Origin of the sequence: Escherichia sp. Marseille-Q3837, assembly GCF_916618735.1 — a bacterium.
GTDB lineage: Bacteria > Pseudomonadota > Gammaproteobacteria > Enterobacterales > Enterobacteriaceae > Escherichia > Escherichia ruysiae.
In genome coordinates, this window is sequence record NZ_CAKAKC010000001.1 from 180,077 (window position 1) to 201,330 (window position 21,254).

The following is a 21,254-nucleotide window of genomic DNA, read 5'->3' on the forward strand; positions in this document are numbered from 1 at the left end:
AATTATATTAAATGTTAACAAAAATAAAACAAACGGGAACGCAAAATAAATATTCGTTTTCACAGTGGAATTAACTCATGAAAGATAAAAAGAGAAAAACGGGAATAGAACCGAAGGTATTCTTTCCGCCGTTAATAATCGTTGGCATACTTTGCTGGCTTACAGTCAGAGATCTGGATGCGGCGAATGTCGTTATTAATGCTGTATTCAGTTACGTCACCAATGTATGGGGATGGGCATTTGAATGGTATATGGTGGTGATGCTTTTCGGCTGGTTCTGGCTGGTGTTTGGCCCGTATGCCAAAAAGCGTTTAGGTAACGAACCGCCTGAATTTAGTACCGCCAGTTGGATCTTTATGATGTTCGCCTCCTGTACGTCTGCTGCCGTACTGTTCTGGGGCTCTATTGAGATCTACTACTACATCTCCACCCCGCCGTTTGGCTTAGAACCTAACTCAACCGGCGCGAAAGAGTTAGGGCTGGCTTACAGCTTGTTCCACTGGGGGCCTCTGCCGTGGGCCACTTACAGCTTCCTTTCAGTCGCCTTCGCTTACTTCTTCTTTGTCCGCAAAATGGAAGTGATTCGCCCCAGCTCTACGCTGGTGCCGCTGGTGGGTGAAAAACACGCCAAAGGGTTGTTCGGTACTATTGTCGATAACTTCTATCTCGTCGCCTTGATCTTCGCGATGGGCACCAGTCTCGGCCTTGCCACACCGCTGGTGACCGAGTGTATGCAGTGGTTGTTTGGCATTCCGCATACCCTGCAACTGGACGCCATCATCATTACCTGCTGGATTATCCTCAACGCCATTTGCGTCGCCTGCGGCCTGCAAAAAGGGGTACGTATCGCCAGTGATTTGCGTAGCTACCTGAGCTTCCTGATGCTGGGTTGGGTGTTTATCGTCAGTGGTGCCAGCTTCATCATGAACTACTTCACCGACTCGGTGGGGATGTTGCTGATGTATCTGCCGCGCATGTTGTTCTATACCGATCCTATCGCCAAAGGCGGCTTCCCGCAGGGCTGGACGGTTTTCTACTGGGCATGGTGGGTGATTTACGCTATCCAGATGAGTATCTTCCTGGCGCGTATTTCCCGTGGTCGTACCGTGCGTGAACTGTGCTTCGGCATGGTGCTGGGGCTGACAGCCTCCACCTGGATCTTGTGGACCGTGCTTGGTAGTAACACTTTGCTGTTGATAGATAAAAACATCATCAACATTCCGAACCTGATCGAACAGTACGGTGTGGCGCGCGCCATCATCGAAACCTGGGCCGCTCTGCCGCTCAGCACCGCCACCATGTGGGGCTTCTTCATTCTTTGCTTTATTGCCACCGTTACGCTGGTTAACGCCTGCTCTTATACCCTGGCGATGTCCACCTGCCGCGAAGTACGCGACGGCGAAGAGCCGCCGCTGCTGGTGCGTATCGGCTGGTCAATTCTGGTTGGCATTATCGGTATTGTTCTGCTGGCGCTCGGCGGCCTGAAACCGATTCAAACCGCCATTATCGCCGGAGGATGCCCGCTGTTCTTCGTCAACATTATGGTAACGCTCTCCTTTATTAAAGACGCGAAACAGAACTGGAAAGATTAATTAACCCCCAAAATATCAAGAGGTTGAAAGATGGATTTTAATTTAAATGATGAGCAGGAACTGTTTGTCGCCGGTATCCGTGAACTGATGGCCAGTGAAAACTGGGAGGCCTATTTTGCCGAGTGCGACCGTGACAGCGTCTACCCGGAACGATTTGTTAAAGCACTGGCGGATATGGGTATCGATAGCCTGCTGATCCCCGAAGAACACGGTGGTCTGGACGCAGGATTCGTCACCCTCGCCGCCGTGTGGATGGAACTGGGGCGTCTGGGGGCGCCAACCTACGTGCTGTACCAGTTGCCGGGTGGGTTTAACACCTTCCTGCGCGAAGGCACACAAGAGCAGATCGACAAGATTATGGCGTTCCGTGGCACGGGTAAGCAGATGTGGAACTCAGCGATTACCGAACCGGGCGCGGGCTCCGACGTGGGTAGCCTGAAAACGACTTATACCCGTAGAAATGGTAAGATTTATCTTAATGGTAGTAAGTGTTTTATTACCAGCAGCGCCTACACCCCGTACATCGTGGTGATGGCGCGCGACGGTGCTTCTCCGGACAAACCTGTCTACACCGAATGGTTTGTTGATATGAGCAAACCGGGCATCAAAGTGACCAAACTTGAGAAGCTCGGTCTGCGTATGGATAGCTGCTGTGAAATCACCTTTGACGATGTGGAACTGGACGAGAAAGACATGTTCGGTCGGGAAGGTAACGGCTTTAACCGCGTGAAAGAAGAGTTCGACCACGAACGTTTCCTGGTAGCCCTCACCAACTACGGTACGGCGATGTGCGCCTTTGAAGATGCGGCGCGCTACGCCAATCAGCGAGTGCAGTTTGGCGAGGCTATTGGTCGTTTCCAGTTGATTCAGGAAAAATTCGCCCACATGGCGATCAAATTAAACTCCATGAAAAACATGCTGTATGAAGCAGCGTGGAAAGCAGACAACGGCACCATCACCTCTGGCGATGCTGCGATGTGCAAATACTTCTGCGCCAATGCGGCATTTGAAGTGGTGGACAGCGCAATGCAGGTGCTGGGCGGCGTCGGGATTGCGGGTAACCACCGCATCAGCCGCTTCTGGCGTGACCTGCGTGTAGACCGCGTCTCCGGGGGATCTGACGAAATGCAGATCCTGACGCTGGGTCGTGCGGTGCTGAAGCAATACCGCTAAGTCCGTGCGCTGCCTGATGCGACGCTTGCCGCGTCTTATCAGGCCTACGGTTGGCCGGATAAGGCGTTTACGCCGCATCCGGCAGTCATGCGCTACATAAATTTTTCAGGAGCTAATATGGATCATCTACCCATGCCGAAATTCGGGCCATTGGCCGGATTGCGCGTTGTCTTCTCCGGTATCGAAATCGCCGGGCCATTCGCCGGGCAAATGTTCGCAGAATGGGGCGCGGAAGTTATCTGGATCGAGAACGTCGCCTGGGCCGACACCATTCGCGTTCAACCAAACTACCCGCAGCTTTCTCGTCGCAACCTGCACGCGCTGTCATTAAATATCTTCAAAGATGAAGGCCGCGAAGCGTTTCTGAAATTAATGGAAACCACCGATATCTTCATCGAAGCCAGTAAAGGCCCAGCCTTTGCCCGCCGTGGCATTACTGATGAAGTCCTGTGGCAGCACAACCCGAAACTGGTTATCGCTCACCTGTCCGGTTTTGGTCAGTACGGCACCGAGGAGTACACCAACCTTCCGGCCTATAACACCATCGCCCAGGCCTTCAGTGGTTACCTGATTCAGAACGGTGATGTTGACCAGCCAATGCCTGCCTTCCCGTATACCGCCGATTACTTCTCCGGCCTGACCTCCACCACGGCGGCGCTGGCGGCACTGCACAAAGTGCGCGAAACCGGTAAAGGCGAAAGTATCGACATCGCCATGTATGAAGTGATGCTGCGCATGGGTCAGTACTTCATGATGGATTACTTCAACGGCGGCGAAATGTGCCCGCGCATGACCAAAGGTAAAGATCCCTATTACGCCGGTTGCGGTCTGTACAAATGCGCCGACGGCTACATTGTGATGGAACTGGTGGGTATTACTCAGATCGCAGAGTGCTTTAAAGATATTGGTCTTGCGCATCTGCTTGGTACGCCGGAAATCCCGGAAGGCACTCAGCTTATCCACCGTATCGAATGCCCTTACGGCCCGCTGGTTGAAGAGAAACTCGATACCTGGCTGGCAGCACACACCATCGCGGAAGTAAAAGAACGCTTTGCCGAACTGAATATCGCCTGTGCCAAAGTACTGACCGTACCGGAACTGGAAAGCAATCCACAGTATGTGGCTCGCGAATCAATCACTCAGTGGCAAACGATGGATGGTCGCACCTGCAAAGGGCCGAACATCATGCCGAAATTCAAAAATAACCCCGGCCAAATCTGGCGCGGAATGCCATCGCACGGCATGGACACGGCTGCCATTTTGAAAAATATCGGCTACAGCGAAAACGACATTCAGGAGTTGGTCAGCAAAGGTCTGGCCAAAGTTGAGGATTAAACGCGTGGCGTAGGTCGGGTTACCCGACTAGCGCCCGCTCAATAACAAACGAACAAAATGGATAGAGGTGCAATGGATATCATTGGCGGACAACATCTACGTCAAATGTGGGACGATCTGGCGGACGTTTACGGTCATAAAACGGCGCTGATTTGTGAATCCAGCGGCGGAGTCGTTAACCGGTACAGTTATCTTGAGTTAAATCAGGAGATTAACCGCACGGCAAACCTGTTTTATACGCTGGGGATCCGCAAAGGCGACAAGGTCGCGCTGCATCTGGACAACTGCCCGGAATTTATCTTTTGCTGGTTCGGGCTGGCAAAAATTGGCGCGATTATGGTGCCGATTAACGCCCGCCTGCTGCGCGAAGAAAGTGCGTGGATCCTGCAAAACAGCCAGGCGTGCCTGCTGGTGACCAGTGCGCAATTCTATTCCATGTATCAACAGATTCAGCAGGAAGATACTACGCAGCTACGGCACATTTGCCTGACCGATGTGGCGCTTCCCGCTGATGATGGCGTCAGTTCGTTTACTCAACTGAAAGAGCAACAACCTGCCACCTTGTGTTATGCACCGCCGCTATCGACCGACGATACGGCGGAAATTCTCTTTACCTCCGGCACCACCTCCCGACCGAAAGGGGTGGTGATTACCCATTACAATCTGCGCTTCGCCGGATATTACTCCGCCTGGCAGTGCGCCCTGCGTGACGATGACGTCTACCTGACGGTAATGCCTGCATTTCATATCGATTGCCAGTGCACTGCGGCGATGGCGGCGTTTTCTGCCGGAGCCACCTTTGTGCTGGTCGAGAAATACAGCGCCCGCGCCTTCTGGGGACAGGTACAGAAGTACCATGCCACCGTTACCGAATGTATTCCGATGATGATCCGTACCTTGATGGTGCAGCCGCCTTCTGCGAACGACCGACAACACTGCCTGCGGGAAGTGATGTTTTATCTCAACCTGTCGGAGCAGGAAAAAGACGCTTTTTGTGAACGCTTCGGCGTTCGTTTGCTGACGTCTTATGGGATGACGGAAACCATCGTTGGCATTATCGGCGACCGTCCTGGCGATAAACGGCGCTGGCCGTCGATTGGCCGGGCGGGATTTTGCTACGAAGCGGAGATCCGCGACGATCACAATCGTCCGCTCCCGGCGGGAGAGATCGGCGAAATCTGCATTAAAGGCGAACCGGGGAAAACCATCTTCAAAGAGTACTTTCTCAACCCGCAAGCCACCGCCAAAGTCCTGGAAGCCGATGGCTGGCTTCATACTGGCGATACCGGATACCGCGACGAAGAGGGCTTTTTTTATTTCGTCGATCGTCGCTGCAACATGATCAAACGCGGTGGCGAGAATGTTTCCTGCGTGGAGCTGGAAAATATCATCGCCACCCATCCGAAAATTCAGGATATCGTGGTTGTTGGTATTAAAGATTCTATTCGCGATGAAGCTATCAAGGCCTTTGTGGTGCTGAATGAAGGTGAAACATTGAGCGAGGAAGAATTTTTCTGCTTCTGTGAACAAAATATGGCGAAATTTAAAGTGCCTTCTTATCTGGAGATCAGAAAAGATCTGCCGCGTAATTGCTCGGGGAAGATAATCAGAAAGAATCTGAAATAAACATAATGGCAGGGAATTATCCTGCAAGCTAATAATCACGCTCTAAAAATAAATGCATTCTTTGCAGGGATGTTGTCGTCCCTGAAAAAATAAAAATGGAGAAAAGGAATGAGTGAATCATTACATCTGACCCGCAATGGATCAATTCTGGAAATTACCCTTGATCGTCCAAAAGCCAATGCTATTGATGCAAAAACTAGCTTTGAGATGGGCGAAGTATTTCTTAATTTCCGTGACGATCCGCAATTGCGCGTCGCTATTATTACCGGAGCCGGAGAGAAATTCTTTTCCGCCGGCTGGGATTTAAAAGCGGCAGCAGAAGGCGAAGCGCCGGATGCTGATTTCGGGCCAGGCGGATTTGCTGGGTTAACCGAAATTTTCAATCTCGATAAACCGGTTATCGCAGCCGTGAACGGCTACGCCTTTGGCGGCGGCTTTGAACTGGCGCTGGCGGCAGATTTTATTGTTTGTGCCGATAATGCCAGCTTCGCCCTGCCGGAAGCCAAACTGGGTATTGTCCCGGACAGCGGCGGCGTGCTGCGTCTGCCGAAGATCCTGCCACCTGCCGTCGTCAATGAAATGGTGATGACCGGCAGACGAATGGGCGCAGAAGAGGCGCTGCGTTGGGGAATAGTCAACCGGGTGGTTAGCCAGACCGAACTGATGGATAACGCCCGCGAACTGGCGCAGCAGCTGGTTAATAGCGCCCCGCTGGCGATTGCGGCACTGAAAGAGATCTATCGCACCACCAGCGAAATGCCGGTTGAAGAGGCATATCGCTATATTCGCAGCGGTGTGTTGAAAAACTATCCCTCAGTTCTGCATTCGGAAGATGCCATTGAAGGGCCGCTGGCGTTTGCTGAGAAGCGCGATCCGGTGTGGAAAGGGCGTTAATAACCGTGAGCTATTACGCCTTTGAGGGATTAATTCCGGTGGTTCACCCGACGGCGTTTGTCCATCCCAGTGCGGTATTGATTGGCGATGTAATTGTGGGAGCCGGTGTCTACATCGGTCCCCTCGCCTCGCTGCGTGGTGATTACGGACGACTGATTGTGCAAGCGGGAGCCAATATTCAGGATGGCTGCATTATGCATGGCTACAGCGATACTGACACCATTGTCGGGGAAAACGGTCATATCGGTCATGGCGCGATCCTGCATGGCTGTGTGATCGGTCGTGATGCATTGGTCGGGATGAACAGCGTGATTATGGATGGCGCGGTCATTGGCGAAGAGAGCATTGTTGCCGCCATGAGCTTTGTCAAAGCAGGCTTTCGCGGCGAGAAACGCCAGTTGTTGATGGGCACGCCAGCCCGTGCCGTGCGCAGCGTCAGCGATGACGAGTTGCACTGGAAGCAATTGAATACCAAAGAGTATCAGGATCTTGTCGGGCGCTGCCATGCAGCGTTACATGAAACGCAACCGTTGAGGCAAATGGAGGAAAATCGTCCCCGTTTGCAGGGGACGACGGATGTGACGCCAAAGCGGTAACATCATCGGATGCGGCGTAAACGCCTTATCCGACCAACCAGGAGCGCAACCGTAGGCCGGATAAGATGCGCCAGCATCGCATCCGGCAACCAGGCCGCACGGTATCAACGAAATTAAATTAACGACGCATACTCTTCGACAACATCATCTGCCACTTCTGCTCACGGTTAAGTTCTGTGAGCGGAACGGCAGGAATACGCGGCGTCTTTCTTACGCCGACTAATTTTTCCCGGCTGTTATTGCGCAGGCGCGCGTAAATTTGCTCATCAATATCGACCACTTTAACCAGTCGCTGGCACTGACATCCCCGCCCTTCCAGCTTATTAGGGATCATCTTAACTTCGCAGCTTATTTCTGCGACTTCCGACAAAATATAAGTTAGGGTATTAATCGCCTTGCTGTGTTCAATATCGAAATGAATAGAGATCTCTCTTGCTATCACCCAGCGATTTTCAGCCATCATCCATTCGGCGATTAACAAATAGAGTGGTTTTTCAACATATCCTTCACACATACGAACTCCAGTTTCACAAATTAAAAGTCTGGCTATGACTCGTTTTGAAGCAATCAAACAAGGCCATATTAAAATTGTGGATATATCGATAGTATGCAACTTCCCTGTCAATAAGTGTGAGCTAAATCCTGCTTACATCATCAAAAATAGAGTTTCCCGGAAAGATTATCCTTACTGGTAAAAAAAACGGTTCTCATCAGAGAACCGTATTAGTTATTCGATCAAATTGGCGGATAAAAAATATCTGCCATGACACGCTATTATTTGATCTGCGCGTGCATTTCCTGTACCGAAATAACTTTTTCGGTCGCATCTGCATTCAGTGCCATCGCGGTAGCAAAACCGCCGTTCAGGGTGGTGTCGTAATGTACTTTATATTGCAGCGCGCTGCGACGAATCACGCGGGAGTCTTCAATCGCGCGACGACCTGACGTGGTGTTGATGATGTAGGTATATTCGCCATTCTTAATACGATCCTGAATGTGCGGACGACCTTCATGCACCTTGTTCACCAGACGCGGATTAATACCCGCTTCACCCAGCACAATCGCCGTGCCGTGGGTCGCATCCAGCTCGAAGCCCTGTTTCAGCAGTTTTGCCGCCAGATCAACCACGCGTTCTTTGTCGCCTTCACGCACGGAGAGCAGCGCACGACCGTGTTTCTTCATGGTGGAGTTACTACCCAGTTGCGCTTTAGCAAACGCTTCAGCGAAGGTGCGACCGACGCCCATCACTTCCCCGGTGGAGCGCATTTCTGGCCCTAACAGCGGGTCAACGCCGGGGAATTTGTTGAACGGCAGCACCACTTCTTTCACCGAGTAGTACGGCGGGATAACTTCTTTAGTTACGCCCTGCTCAGCCAGCGATTTGCCAGCCATCACGCGCGCCGCCACTTTTGCCAGCGGTACACCGGTGGCTTTGGAGACGAACGGAACGGTACGCGCCGCACGCGGGTTAACTTCAATCAGGTAGACTTCGTTGTTTTTCACTGCAAACTGCACGTTCATCAGACCGCGCACCTGCAATTCGAAGGCCAGTTTCTGCACCTGCTGGCGCATCACATCCTGAATTTCCTGGCTCAGTGTGTACGCAGGCAGAGAACACGCGGAGTCGCCGGAGTGCACGCCTGCCTGCTCGATGTGCTCCATGATGCCGCCAATCAGCACCATTTCGCCGTCGCAGATGGCGTCCACATCAACTTCTACCGCGTCATCAAGGAAATGATCCAGCAGCACCGGCGCATCGTTAGAGACACTCACCGCCGTCTGGAAGTAACGGCGCAGGTCGGCTTCATCGTAGACGATTTCCATCGCCCGACCGCCGAGAACGTAAGATGGGCGCACCACCAGCGGGTAGCCAATCTCTTTCGCCTTCTCAACCGCCATTTCAATAGCGGTAACGGTAGCGTTCGCCGGTTGTTTCAGTTTCAGACGGTCAACCGCGTGCTGGAAGCGTTCACGGTCTTCCGCGCGGTCGATGGCATCCGGGCTGGTGCCGATAACCGGTACGCCAGCGGCTTCCAGTGCGCGCGCCAGTTTCAGCGGGGTCTGACCGCCGTACTGGACGATAACGCCTTTCGGCTTCTCAATACGCACGATTTCCAGCACATCTTCCAGGGTTACCGGCTCAAAGTAGAGACGGTCGGACGTGTCGTAGTCGGTAGAGACAGTTTCCGGGTTACAGTTAACCATAATGGTTTCGTAACCATCTTCACGCAGCGCCAGCGAGGCGTGTACGCAGCAGTAGTCGAATTCGATACCCTGACCGATACGGTTCGGGCCGCCGCCGAGCACCATGATTTTTTCACGGTCAGTAGACGGATTCGCTTCGCACTCTTCTTCATAAGTGGAGTACATGTAAGCGGTGTCGGTAGCGAACTCTGCCGCACAGGTATCCACACGTTTGTAGACCGGATGTAGGTCATACTGGTCGCGCAGCTTGCGGATTTCCGCTTCACGCACGCCCGCCAGTTTTGCCAGACGCGCATCAGCAAAGCCTTTGCGTTTTAGCTGGCGCAGGAAGTCAGCGTTCAGGCCAGTGATGCCCACTTCTGCCACTTTCTCTTCCAGACGCACCAGCTCTTCAATTTGCACCAGGAACCAGCGATCAATGTTGGTCAGGTTGAAAACGCCGTCTACAGACAAGCCCGCACGGAAGGCATCGGCGATGTACCAGATACGCTCTGCGCCAGCATCTTTCAGTTCGCGGCGGATTTTGGTCAGGGCTTCCGGGTCGTCGAGGCTCACTTTCGGGTCGAAGCCGGTCGCACCGACTTCCAGGCCGCGCAGGGCTTTTTGCAAGGATTCCTGCTGCGTGCGACCAATCGCCATTACTTCGCCAACCGATTTCATCTGGGTGGTCAGACGGTCGTTCGCACCGGCGAATTTCTCGAAGTTGAAGCGAGGAATTTTAGTAACCACGTAGTCGATGGACGGTTCGAAGGAAGCCGGAGTACGCCCGCCGGTGATGTCGTTCATCAGCTCGTCAAGGGTGTAACCCACCGCCAGTTTCGCCGCCACTTTGGCAATCGGGAAGCCGGTGGCTTTCGATGCCAGCGCCGAAGAACGCGACACACGCGGGTTCATTTCGATAACAATCAGGCGACCGTTTTTCGGGTTAACCGCAAACTGAACGTTGGAACCGCCGGTTTCAACGCCAATTTCACGCAGTACCGCCATCGAGGCGTTACGCATGATTTGATATTCTTTGTCGGTCAGCGTCTGGGCTGGCGCCACAGTGATGGAGTCACCGGTGTGGATGCCCATCGCATCGAAGTTTTCGATAGAGCAGACGATGATGCAGTTGTCGTTTTTATCACGCACCACTTCCATCTCGTACTCTTTCCAGCCGATCAGCGACTCATCAATCAGCAACTCTTTGGTCGGGGAGAGATCCAGACCACGGGCGCAAATTTCTTCAAACTCTTCGCGGTTATAGGCGATACCGCCACCACTACCGCCCATAGTAAAGCTAGGTCGAATGATGCACGGGAAGCCAACTTCAGCGGCAACCGCCAGCGCCTCTTCCATAGTATGTGCGATACCAGAACGCGCGGTTTCAAGGCCGATTTTCTTCATCGCCACGTCGAAACGGCGGCGGTCTTCTGCTTTATCAATCGCGTCGGCGGTAGCACCAATCATGGTGACGCCGAACTCTTCCAGCACGCCCTGACGCTCAAGCTCAAGCGCACAGTTCAGCGCCGTCTGACCGCCCATCGTTGGCAGCACCGCGTCCGGGCGCTCTTTTTCAATAATCTTGCGCACCACTTCCCAGTGAATCGGCTCGATGTAGGTCGCATCAGCCATTTCCGGGTCGGTCATGATGGTCGCCGGGTTGGAGTTCACCAGAATGACGCGGTAACCCTCTTCGCGAAGGGCTTTACATGCTTGCGCGCCAGAGTAGTCAAACTCACACGCCTGACCGATAACAATCGGGCCCGCACCCAGAATCAGGATACTTTTTATATCTGTACGTTTTGGCATGGCTCTTTTACTCCTGATTACTTAGCGGTTTTACGGTACTGCTCAATTAACTCGATAAAGTGGTCGAACAACGGCGCTGCGTCGTGTGGACCAGGGCTGGCTTCAGGGTGCCCCTGGAAGCTGAACGCCGGTTTATCGGTGCGATGAATCCCTTGTAACGTACCGTCGAACAGGGATTTATGTGTAACACGCAGGTTTGCAGGTAATGTTGCTTCGTCCACCGCAAAACCGTGGTTCTGGGCGGTGATCATCACCACGTTTTTCTCAATATCTTTCACCGGATGGTTGCCGCCGTGGTGACCAAATTTCATTTTGATGGTCTTCGCCCCACTTGCCAGCGCCAGCAGCTGATGACCGAGGCAGATACCAAATACCGGGATGTCGGTTTCGAGGAATTTCTGGATGGCGGTAATGGCGTAATCGCACGGTGCCGGATCGCCAGGGCCGTTGGAGAGGAAGATACCGTCCGGATTCATTTTCAACACGTCTTCCGCAGAGGTTTGCGCCGGAACGATGGTCAGGCGACAGCCTCTGTCCACCAGCATCCGCAGGATGTTGCGCTTGGCACCGAAATCATAAGCCACGACGTGGAACGGCAGCTCGTCTTCTTTTTTCGCTTCTGGCAGGCCGCCGGTCAGCGTCCAACTCCCTTGTGTCCAGCTATAGGCTTCTGCGGTAGTCACTTCTTTTGCCAGATCCATACCATTGAGGCCAGGGAACGCGCGGGCTTTTTCTAATGCCAGCGCCGCATCCGGGTTGTCGCCCGCGATGATGCAGCCGTTCTGTGCGCCTTTCTCGCGCAGTAAACGCGTCAGCTTACGGGTATCGATATCGGCAATCGCTACGATGTTATGGCGCTTCAGGTAAGAAGAGAGGTCTTCGGTATTACGGAAGTTGCTGGCAATCAGCGGCAGGTCGCGAATCACCAGACCTTGTGCATGTACCTGAGAAGATTCTTCATCGGCGTCATTAGTGCCGACATTGCCAATATGGGGATAAGTAAGAGTAACGATTTGACGAGAATAGGAAGGATCAGTGAGGATTTCTTGATAACCGGTCATTGAAGTATTGAAAACGACTTCCCCAACCGCCGAACCTGTTGCCCCTATGGCCCGACCGTGAAACTGGGTTCCGTCTTCCAGAACCAATAGCGCTGACTTAATCAAAACACCCTCCAGAGAATATTCACTCACTTTATTTGCATATTAATTCACAATGATGCGATGAATCAATGCAAATCTGCTTACCGACGAATTTCTGGCAAACGGCGGCATTCTGGAGATATGGGCGCTAAAAGTCAACTCAATAGCGGGATTTATTATATAATTTTATGCCTCACACATGTTTTACAGGCACTAAGCGACAAAAACACAATCTAACAAGGTCTGGAAAACGCTTGCGCAGCGAGAAGAATGTGTAAACAAAGAACACGAAGAAAAAAAGTGGACCAGATGGTCAAAATTTACATTAAAACAACAAAAGCAGAAGACAAAACATGTAATTTTTAGCACTTGAATAAAATTCAAAAACATAACACCAAAAATAAAAGGGCTAAAAATTAAAGCCCTTTATAATCAATAAATTAAATGTGTTATTTTTGCGCCATTACAAATGTTTTGTGGTTACAATTTATTGAGATCAAGCACATCTCTCATATCAAAAAGGCCACTTTTCTTGCCACTCAGCCACAATGCCGATCTTACTGCGCCGTTAGCAAATGTCATGCGGCTGGAAGCCTTATGAGTGATCTCCAGACGCTCACCAATATCGGCAAACATCGCAGTATGCTCGCCCACAATGTCTCCGGCGCGGACGGTGGCAAAACCTATCGTTCCGGGAACGCGTTCACCGGTATGCCCTTCGCGGCTGTAAACGGCACAATCTTTCAGATCTTTATCCAACGCATGGGCAATCGCTTCCCCCATCGCCAGCGCAGTGCCTGACGGCGCATCGACTTTATGTCGATGATGCGCTTCGATAATTTCGATATCAGTGTAGTCACCCATGACCTGAGCCGCTTTCTCCAGCAACTTAAGCATGACGTTGACACCGACGCTAAAGTTGGCGGCAAAGACAATCGCAATATCTTTGGCAGCTTCACCAATCGCCTGTTTACCTGCGTCATCAAAACCCGTGGTGCCAATCACCATCCCTTTGCCATGTTGGCGGCAAAAAGCGAGATGGTTCAGCGTACCTTCCGGACGGGTAAAATCGATAAACACATCAAAATCATCTTTTACAACATCAAGGCTGCTTTGTACGATAACGCCGGTTTTTCCTGCTCCAGCCAGTTCGCCAGCATCGCTGCCCAGTAAAGAAGATCCTTCGCGTTCCAGCGCCGCGCCAAGCTGCACGCCCTCTAATGCCAGCGCCGCCTGAATCAACTGGCGGCCCATACGCCCCCCGGCTCCCGCGATGGCAACGCGGATGTTTGCATCATGCATAGCTATTCTCTTTTGTTAATTTGCATAGACCGTTTTCAGAGTAACCAGCGCATCGCTACGCCGCCAGCCAAAAACGCTGATAATTAGAAATTAATGATAAACAGGGAGGGATATCAGTGAAAGGCATGAGTCAGTGAATGACTACATGCCGATAACATGTGACAGGTTACGGCGCCAGCGCCAGCACCTCCGCCACCCACTGCTGGAAACCTTTCACGTCCAGATCCAGCGCAACCTGAACATTTGCCGGTTTATCCAGCCGACCGTCAATATCGACGACTGTCGTACCCGTAGTAAATTCACCTTGTGTTTCTACCGCCACAAAACACGGCTTGAGAGTGAACAAGTCCGGGCGAACCAGCCAGGCAATGGCACAGAGATCGTGCATTCGCAGGCCACTTTGCATACTGCCGCTGCGGTAGTGACTAAACAGTGCATGAAGCATTTTTCCGGTGCGATTCAATTCCGGTAGTGTGGTGAGATATTCGGGAGTGAGCATCGCCTGATTGGTGACGTCCAGGCCACACATCACAATCTCCAGTCCGCTCTGGAAGACCTGGGCCGCCGCTTCAGGATCAATCGCAATATTAAACTCGGCATTCGGCGTGAAATTGCCACGACCGGCAGAACCGCCCATGATCACCAGACGACGAATATGCGGTTTGCATTCCGGGCACTGTGAAAGCAATAGCGCGATATTCGTCAACGGCCCGATCGCCACCAGGGTAACGGGTTCAGGCGCGCACATTAGCGCATCACGAATCGCCAGAAACGCCGGTTTCTCCAGTGGTTTTCGATTGTGCTCAACGAAGTCATAACCATCCATGCCGGATTCGCCATGAACATAAGACGCATCACGCGGTGCGCGTACCAACGGTGTTGCCGCCCCCTGGGCGAGTGGGATATCCGCATCCCAGAAATGCAGCAATTGCAGCGCATTTCGGGTAGTTTTCTGCACCGATACATTGCCTCCGACAGTCGTCATCAATTGGAGATCGAGTTGTGGGGCAAAGATCGCGGCAGCAATCGCTGCGGCATCGTCGATACCAGGGTCGGTATCCAAAAAAATCGGCAAGCGCATGTTTTCTCCATAAAAAATGCCGGTAATAAGACCGGCATTTTCGCATAACTTAGGCTGCTAATGACTTAATCAACTTCACGAATATCGACACGCAGCTCTTTCGGCACTTCGAAAACAATGTTTTCTTCACGGCCTTCAAGCGAAATGGCTTCACCACCGCCAAGCTGCTGTAAACGTGCGACGACGTTCTGTACCAGAATATCCGGAGCTGATGCGCCCGCAGTCACACCGACGCATTTCGCTTCTTTCACCCACTCTTCCTGGATATCTGCCGCATCGTCAATTAAAAACGCGCGTTTGCCCATACGCTGTGCCAGTTCCGCCAGACGGTTGGAGTTGGAGGAGTTTTTCGAACCGACCACCAGCACAACTTCCGCCTGCTCTGCCAGGGCGCGTACTGCTTCCTGACGGTTGGTAGTGGCGTAACAAATGTCATCTTTGCGCGGCCCGACAATTTTCGGGAAGCGTTTACGCAGCGCGTCGATAACATCAGACGTGTCATCCACCGACAGCGTGGTCTGGGTCATAAAGGAGAGTTTCTCTTCGTTTTTGACCGTCAGCTTCCACACATCGTCTGGCGATTCGACCAGATACATTCCCCCTTCCGGGTTGCTGTACTGCCCCATCGTCCCTTCAACTTCCGGGTGCCCGGCGTGACCGATGAGAATAGATTCTTCGCCACGACGGCTGGCGCGGGCGACTTCCATATGCACTTTGGTCACCAGCGGACAGGTGGCGTCGAATACCGTCAAATCACGGCTTTTCGCTTCGTTACGTACCGCCTGAGAAACACCGTGTGCGGAGAAAATCAGGATCGCGCCGTCCGGTACTTCGCTAATCTGCTCAATAAAGATAGCCCCACGCTCGCGCAGGCTATCGACCACGTAGCGGTTATGCACCACTTCGTGACGGACATATATCGGTGCGCCGTAAATGGCCAGCGCATTTTCAACAATGCTGATAGCGCGGTCTACCCCGGCACAAAAACCACGCGGGTTGGCCAACAGGATCTGCATGTTACGCCTCCAGTGCCGGATCGATTTCCAGCACTTCAATATCAAAATGAACGGTCTGCCCGGCCAGCGGATGGTTGAAATCAACGGTAATGGAGTCGCCGTTAATTTCGCGGATTACGCCAGGCATCTCACTGCCATCCATTGCGGTAAAAAGCATGATTGCGCCAATTTCTGGCTCGCCTGCATCCATAAACTCACGGCGGGAGAAGTACTGAATCAGGTCTGGTGAGGGCACGCCAAACGCCGCATCTGGCTCCAGCGTGAAGGTGGTTTTATCGCCCACTTTCAGCCCCAGCAGATGTTGCTCCAGCCCTTCGGAAAGAGAAGCATCACCCAGGCGGAACAGCGCCGGTTTACCGTTGTTGCGGGTAGACTCGGCGGTAGTGCCATCATCGAGTTTTAGCGTGAAGTGCACCAGGACGGCGCTATTGCTCTGTACAGATTCAGACATGCAGGTTTGCTCTTGTATTTGAGGATTTTTGCCGGATGCGGCCTACGATTTCGCAGCAATCGGTAGGCCGGATAAGATGCGTCAGCATCGCATCCGGCAGGGTTTATTATTGTTTTTTCGCTTTAGAAGGTAAAAAACCTTCCAGCACAATCAATGCCGCACCGACACAGATTGCGCTATCGGCGAGGTTGAAGGTGGCGAAATGCCAGTCGCCGACGTAGAAGTCGATCATATCGACCACAAAGCCGTGCCACAGACGGTCGAACAGGTTGCCCAGTGCGCCGCCAATAATCAGCGCGTAAGCGATATTGTTTAGCTTTTGCGTAGCCTTCGAGCGATACATCATCACCGTCAGGATCACACTAATACCAATCGCAATACCGGCAAAAAACCAACGCTGCCAGCCGCCGCTATCGGCAAGGAAACTAAACGCCGCGCCATAGTTACGCGCATAATGCAGATTAAGCGACGGGAACAGCGGAACCGTATCCCCCAGAGCAAAGTTCTGGAGGATCAGGTATTTGCTGCCCAGATCGATAATCAGCACGACTACCACCAGCCACAGCCAGCGTAGCCCTGTTGAACAGATCGATTGACTCATCAGGCAAACTTACGTTTTTCACCGTCGCCGGCGACGTTGCTGACACAGCGGCCGCAGATTTCTGCGTGTTCCGCCACCTTGCCGACATCCTGGGTGTAGTGCCAGCAGCGTGGGCACTTATCACCTTCGGCTTTACTCAACGCGACTTTCAGCCCTTTGAGTACTTCGCTCTGCTGCGCATCAGCAGGTGCGTCGTTATAGTCTGCAACGGCAGCGCCAGAGGTCAACAGGACAAATCGTAATTCATCACCCAGCGCGGTCAGTTTCGCCGCCAGTTCGGGTTCCGCGTACAGGGTCACTGCCGCTTCCAGAGAACCGCCGACTTTCTTATCCGCACGAGCCTGCTCGATGACTTTGTTCACTTCGCCACGCACTTTCAGCAGCTCGTCCCAGAATGCATCGTTCATCGCTTCGCTGTCTGCCAGACCAAACAGGCCTTCGTACCACTCACCGGTGAAGACGTATTTTTCACGCTCGCCCGGCAGGTAGCCCCACACTTCATCAGCGGTGAAGGAGAGGATCGGCGCCATCCAGCGCACCAGCGCTTCTGCGATATGATACAGCGCAGTCTGGCAGCTACGACGCGCCACGCTATCCGCTTTGGCGGTGTACTGACGGTCTTTGATGATGTCGAGGTAGAAGGAACCCATCTCAACGGAGCAGAAGCGCATCAGACGCTGTACCACTTCGTGGAAATCGTATGCTTCGTACGCCTTGAGGATGTCGTCCTGTGCCGCTTTCGCACAACCTACGGCCCAGCGATCCAGTACCACCATCTCTTCCGGTTTCACCATATCTTTTGCTGGATCGAAACCATTGAGGTTTGCCAGCAGGAAGCGCGCGGTGTTACGGATACGACGATAGCTGTCAGCAGCACGTTTCAGGATCTCGTCAGAAACAGCCATTTCGCCAGTGTAGTCGGTTGATGCCACCCACAGACGCAGAATATCCGCGCCAAGTTTGTTCATCACATCCTGCGGCGAAACGGTGTTGCCGATGGATTTAGACATCTTGCGACCCTGACCATCCACGGTAAAGCCGTGAGTCAGTACCTGACGATACGGCGCTTTGCCTTTCATCGCAGTGGAGATCATCAGGGAAGACATGAACCAACCACGGTGTTGGTCAGAACCTTCCAGATACATGTCCGCAGCGTGGCCGGCAAATTCCGGACGCACGTCAACAACGGAAGAGTGGGTAGATCCAGAGTCAAACCACACATCCAGCGTATCAGGCACTTTCACGTACTGGTCAGCTTCGTCGCCGAGGATCTCTTTCGCATCAAGATCCCACCACGCCTGAATGCCATCAACTTCAACGCGTTTTGCCACTTCTTCCATCAGTTCGAGAGTACGCGGATGCAGCTCTTCAGTGTCTTTGTGCACGAACAGTGACATCGGTACGCCCCAGGTACGCTGACGGGAGATACACCAGTCAGGACGGTTAGCGACCATCGACTCGATACGCGCCTGACCCCAGTCCGGGATCCACTGCACGCCTTTGATCTCTTTCAGTGACTGCGCACGCAGACCTTTCTGATCCATGCTGACGAACCACTGCGGCGTCGCGCGGAAGATGATCGGCGTTTTGTGACGCCAGCAGCACGGATAGCTATGCTGCATTTTCTCAACGTGCAGCAGCGCGCCTTTTTCCTGCAACAGCGCAACGACGATGTCGTTCGCTTTGAAGACGTTCACACCATCCAGCGTCGGGTAAGTACCCGGCAGATAAGTGCCGTCCGGACCAACCGGGTTAGCTGTTTCCAGGCCGTATTTCTGACCAATCACATAGTCGTCCGGGCCGTGGCCAGGCGCGGTGTGAACAGCACCAGTACCGGCATCCAGGGTAACGTGATCGCCGAGGATTGCGGGAACGTCGAAGCCCATAAACGGATGAGTAAAGCGCAGCAGCTCAAGCTCTGCACCTTTCACCGTGCCGAGAATGGTGTAATCGGTAACGCCGATACGTTGCATTACGCTTTCAACCAGATCTTTCGCCAGAATCACGGCCTGACCGTCGATCTGCACCAGCGCATAGTCGAAATCCGGTGCAATAGAGATTGCGCGGTTCGCAGGCAGAGTCCACGGCGTAGTCGTCCAGATAACCAGCGAGATTGGGCCGTTAACGTTACTGACGCCAAATTTCGCTTTCAGCGCATCCTGATCGACTGCCTGGAAAGCAACGTCGATGGACGGAGAGGTTTTGTCGTAATACTCAACTTCCGCTTCTGCCAGCGCAGAACGGCAGTCAACGCACCAGTGCACCGGCTTCGCACCTTTGTGCAAATGGCCGTTGCCGATGATTTTGCCCAGCGCGCGGATGATGTTGGCTTCAGTTTTGAAGTCCATAGTCAGGTACGGGTGCGACCAGTCGCCCAGCACGCCCAGACGAATAAAGTCTTTGCGCTGACCGTCAACCTGGGTCGCAGCGTATTCGCGGCACTTGGCGCGGAACTCGGCGGCGGTGAATTTCTCACCCGGTTTACCGTATTCTTGCTCTACTTTCAGTTCGATCGGCAGACCGTGGCAGTCCCAGCCTGGCACATACGGCGAGTCATAACCGGAAAGCCCTTTGGACTTGATGATTATGTCTTTCAGAATCTTGTTAACCGAGTGACCAATATGAATGCTGCCATTCGCATATGGAGGGCCATCATGCAGAATGAAGGTTTTTTTGCCTTTTTTAGCCGCACGGATGATGCCGTACAGATCATCATCAGTCCAACGCGCCAGCATTCCCGGTTCGCGCTTGGCGAGATCGCCACGCATCGGGAACCCTGTTTCCGGCAAATTCAGGGTTGATTTATAGTCACTCATCAGATTCTCGGTTCCGTATTTCGGTTTGATTACATAACAGGCTTAAGCCGGTTTTGTTAGCCCAAAAAATTCGCGGGCGGTTAATTCATCACGCGCAATCTGCGCTTTCAGTTCGTCCAGCGACGCAAATCGCTGCTCACTGCGTATTTTTTTACGCAGCACTACTTGTATATGGCGACCGTACAGGTCCATTGCAACATCTAACAAATGCACTTCCAGCTGCTGGCGAATACCGGCAACCGTTGGGCGTGTTCCGATGTTTGCCACGCCGGGTAACGGCTTTTCACCGAGGCCCAGCACTTCTACCGCATAAACCCCTTTCACCGGGGAAACCTGACGGCGTAGCGGTACATTCGCCGTCGGGAAACCTATAGTGCGCCCTAATTCATCACCGTGGACAACGCGCCCGGAAATGGCAAACGGGTGCCCCAGTAAACTTTCCGCCAGAGCAAGGTTGTCATCTGCCAATGCCTGACGCACAGCGGTACTGCTGATACGCACGCCGCCTTCGCAAAAAGTTTGCGTACTGGTGATGTCGAAGCCGTATTCCGCGCCCGCTTTCTGTAATAACAAGAAATCACCTTCACGACCAGCGCCAAAGCGGAAATCATCACCAACAGCCAGAAATTTTACCCGCAAATGCTTCACCAGAAGATCGCTGATGAAATTTTGCGCGGTTAACGCCGCGAAACGTCTGTCGAAACGCACGCACAGCACGTAATCAACGCCACACTCTGCAAGGTAACGCAGCTTTTCCCGCAGTCGGGTCAGACGTGCCGGGGCTTTGTCGGTAGCAAACAGTTCCAGCGGTTGAGGCTCAAAAATCATCACCATCACCGGTAAGTTGCGCTTGCGCCCTTCTTCCTGCAACCCTTGCAACAGCGCGCGATGACCACGATGCACGCCGTCGAAATTACCAATAGTCAGCACACACCCTTCTTGCGGGGCCTGGCTGAGATTATGTATGCCGCGTATCAGCTTCATGTCTGGCTCAAAACAGTGAAAATCGTCCGAGTATACCTTGTACAGCGGTCAAGGTTAACCGGCGATTGAGTACTGAAATCAGAAAGAAGTGGCTTTTCATTGCCATGGCGCAAATCACGGTAAGAAACTAACGACCTGCTGCAATTTTATCGCGGAAAAGCTGTATTCACACCACGCAAGCTGGTAGAATCCTGCGCCATCACTACGTAACGAGCGCCGCCATATTAACGGCGCTTATTTGCACAAATCCATTGACAAAAGAAGGCTAAAAGGGCATATTCCTCGGCCTTTGAATTGTCCATATAGAACACATTTGGGAGTTGGACCTTGGCTAATATCAAATCAGCTAAGAAGCGCGCCATTCAGTCTGAAAAGGCTCGTAAGCACAACGCAAGCCGTCGCTCTATGATGCGTACTTTCATCAAGAAAGTATACGCAGCTATCGAAGCTGGCGACAAAGCTGCTGCACTGAAAGCATTTAACGAAATGCAACCGATCGTGGACCGTCAGGCTGCTAAAGGTCTGATCCACAAAAACAAAGCTGCACGTCATAAGGCTAACCTGACTGCGCAGATCAACAAACTGGCTTAATCGCCTTTTGTTGTCAGCTTTGTAAAAAAACCCGCGTAAGCGGGTTTTTTTATGTCTC

Annotated in this window: 17 protein-coding genes and 1 pseudogene; 7 read left to right on the forward strand and 11 right to left on the reverse strand. The window is 52.7% G+C overall.

What is annotated here, in order from left to right:
- Positions 1-77 precede the first annotated feature (77 nt).
- From caiT to caiE, 6 genes are all read left to right on the forward strand, one after another.
- Complete coding sequence (caiT, locus tag LG381_RS00795) at positions 78-1,592, forward strand: L-carnitine/gamma-butyrobetaine antiporter (RefSeq protein WP_225761913.1); 1,515 nt, start codon at positions 78-80, stop codon at positions 1,590-1,592.
- A gap of 30 nt (positions 1,593-1,622) precedes the next feature.
- Entirely contained in the window at positions 1,623-2,765 is a 1,143-nt protein-coding gene (gene caiA, locus LG381_RS00800; protein ID WP_000347117.1) for a crotonobetainyl-CoA dehydrogenase, read from the forward strand.
- 117 nt (positions 2,766-2,882) lie between these two features.
- Positions 2,883-4,100, forward strand: a complete 1,218-nt coding sequence (caiB, locus tag LG381_RS00805; protein ID WP_225761914.1) for an L-carnitine CoA-transferase — start codon at positions 2,883-2,885, stop codon at positions 4,098-4,100.
- Positions 4,101-4,172: 72 nt separating this feature from the next.
- Positions 4,173-5,726, forward strand: a complete 1,554-nt coding sequence (gene caiC, locus LG381_RS00810; protein ID WP_032224378.1) for a crotonobetaine/carnitine-CoA ligase — start codon at positions 4,173-4,175, stop codon at positions 5,724-5,726.
- Between the two features lie 108 nt (positions 5,727-5,834).
- Positions 5,835-6,620 carry a crotonobetainyl-CoA hydratase gene (gene caiD / locus LG381_RS00815; protein ID WP_225761915.1) on the forward strand — a complete coding sequence of 262 codons (786 nt, stop codon included), beginning with the start codon at positions 5,835-5,837 and terminating at the stop codon, positions 6,618-6,620.
- 5 nt (positions 6,621-6,625) lie between these two features.
- Complete coding sequence (gene caiE / locus LG381_RS00820) at positions 6,626-7,216, forward strand: carnitine operon protein CaiE (RefSeq protein WP_085460304.1); 591 nt, start codon at positions 6,626-6,628, stop codon at positions 7,214-7,216.
- Positions 7,217-7,334: 118 nt separating this feature from the next.
- Here caiE and caiF read toward each other — a convergent pair whose 3' ends face one another.
- The 11 genes and pseudogenes from caiF to LG381_RS00875 form a co-directional block, all read right to left on the reverse strand.
- Positions 7,335-7,730 (reverse strand): carnitine metabolism transcriptional regulator CaiF, encoded by a 396-nt coding sequence (caiF, locus tag LG381_RS00825; RefSeq protein WP_000333116.1) that lies wholly within the window; start codon positions 7,728-7,730, stop codon positions 7,335-7,337.
- 260 nt (positions 7,731-7,990) lie between these two features.
- Entirely contained in the window at positions 7,991-11,212 is a 3,222-nt protein-coding gene (gene carB / locus LG381_RS00830) for a carbamoyl-phosphate synthase large subunit (protein ID WP_001126394.1), read from the reverse strand.
- 17 nt (positions 11,213-11,229) lie between these two features.
- The gene (gene carA, locus LG381_RS00835; RefSeq protein WP_010345452.1) at positions 11,230-12,378 is read right to left on the reverse strand and encodes a glutamine-hydrolyzing carbamoyl-phosphate synthase small subunit; all 1,149 of its coding nucleotides are present in this window, start codon (positions 12,376-12,378) and stop codon (positions 11,230-11,232) included.
- 456 nt (positions 12,379-12,834) lie between these two features.
- A complete protein-coding gene (dapB, locus tag LG381_RS00840) occupies positions 12,835-13,656 on the reverse strand; it encodes a 4-hydroxy-tetrahydrodipicolinate reductase (RefSeq protein WP_222680691.1) in 822 nt (273 codons plus the stop codon).
- Between the two features lie 166 nt (positions 13,657-13,822).
- The gene (gene rihC, locus LG381_RS00845; RefSeq protein ID WP_105280687.1) at positions 13,823-14,737 is read right to left on the reverse strand and encodes a ribonucleoside hydrolase RihC; all 915 of its coding nucleotides are present in this window, start codon (positions 14,735-14,737) and stop codon (positions 13,823-13,825) included.
- Between the two features lie 65 nt (positions 14,738-14,802).
- Entirely contained in the window at positions 14,803-15,753 is a 951-nt protein-coding gene (gene ispH / locus LG381_RS00850) for a 4-hydroxy-3-methylbut-2-enyl diphosphate reductase (RefSeq protein WP_001166392.1), read from the reverse strand.
- A gap of 1 nt (position 15,754) precedes the next feature.
- Entirely contained in the window at positions 15,755-16,204 is a 450-nt protein-coding gene (gene fkpB / locus LG381_RS00855; RefSeq protein WP_000004661.1) for an FKBP-type peptidyl-prolyl cis-trans isomerase, read from the reverse strand.
- A 106-nt stretch (positions 16,205-16,310) separates the two neighbouring features.
- On the reverse strand, positions 16,311-16,805 hold the full coding sequence (lspA, locus tag LG381_RS00860; RefSeq protein ID WP_000083378.1) for a signal peptidase II: 495 nt from the start codon (positions 16,803-16,805) through the stop codon (positions 16,311-16,313).
- Positions 16,805-19,621 carry an isoleucine--tRNA ligase gene (gene ileS / locus LG381_RS00865; protein ID WP_225761916.1) on the reverse strand — a complete coding sequence of 939 codons (2,817 nt, stop codon included), beginning with the start codon at positions 19,619-19,621 and terminating at the stop codon, positions 16,805-16,807. The genes lspA and ileS overlap by 1 nt, the downstream gene beginning before the upstream one ends.
- 42 nt (positions 19,622-19,663) lie before the next feature.
- Positions 19,664-20,605, reverse strand: coding sequence for a bifunctional riboflavin kinase/FAD synthetase (gene ribF / locus LG381_RS00870; RefSeq protein WP_032224365.1), 942 nt, complete (start codon positions 20,603-20,605; stop codon positions 19,664-19,666).
- 7 nt (positions 20,606-20,612) lie between these two features.
- Positions 20,613-20,830, reverse strand: a pseudogene (locus LG381_RS00875) (DUF2575 domain-containing protein).
- A 102-nt stretch (positions 20,831-20,932) separates the two neighbouring features.
- Between LG381_RS00875 and rpsT the strand changes: the two are divergent.
- A complete protein-coding gene (rpsT, locus tag LG381_RS00880; RefSeq protein WP_001274019.1) occupies positions 20,933-21,196 on the forward strand; it encodes a 30S ribosomal protein S20 in 264 nt (87 codons plus the stop codon).
- Positions 21,197-21,254: the final 58 nt, after the last annotated feature.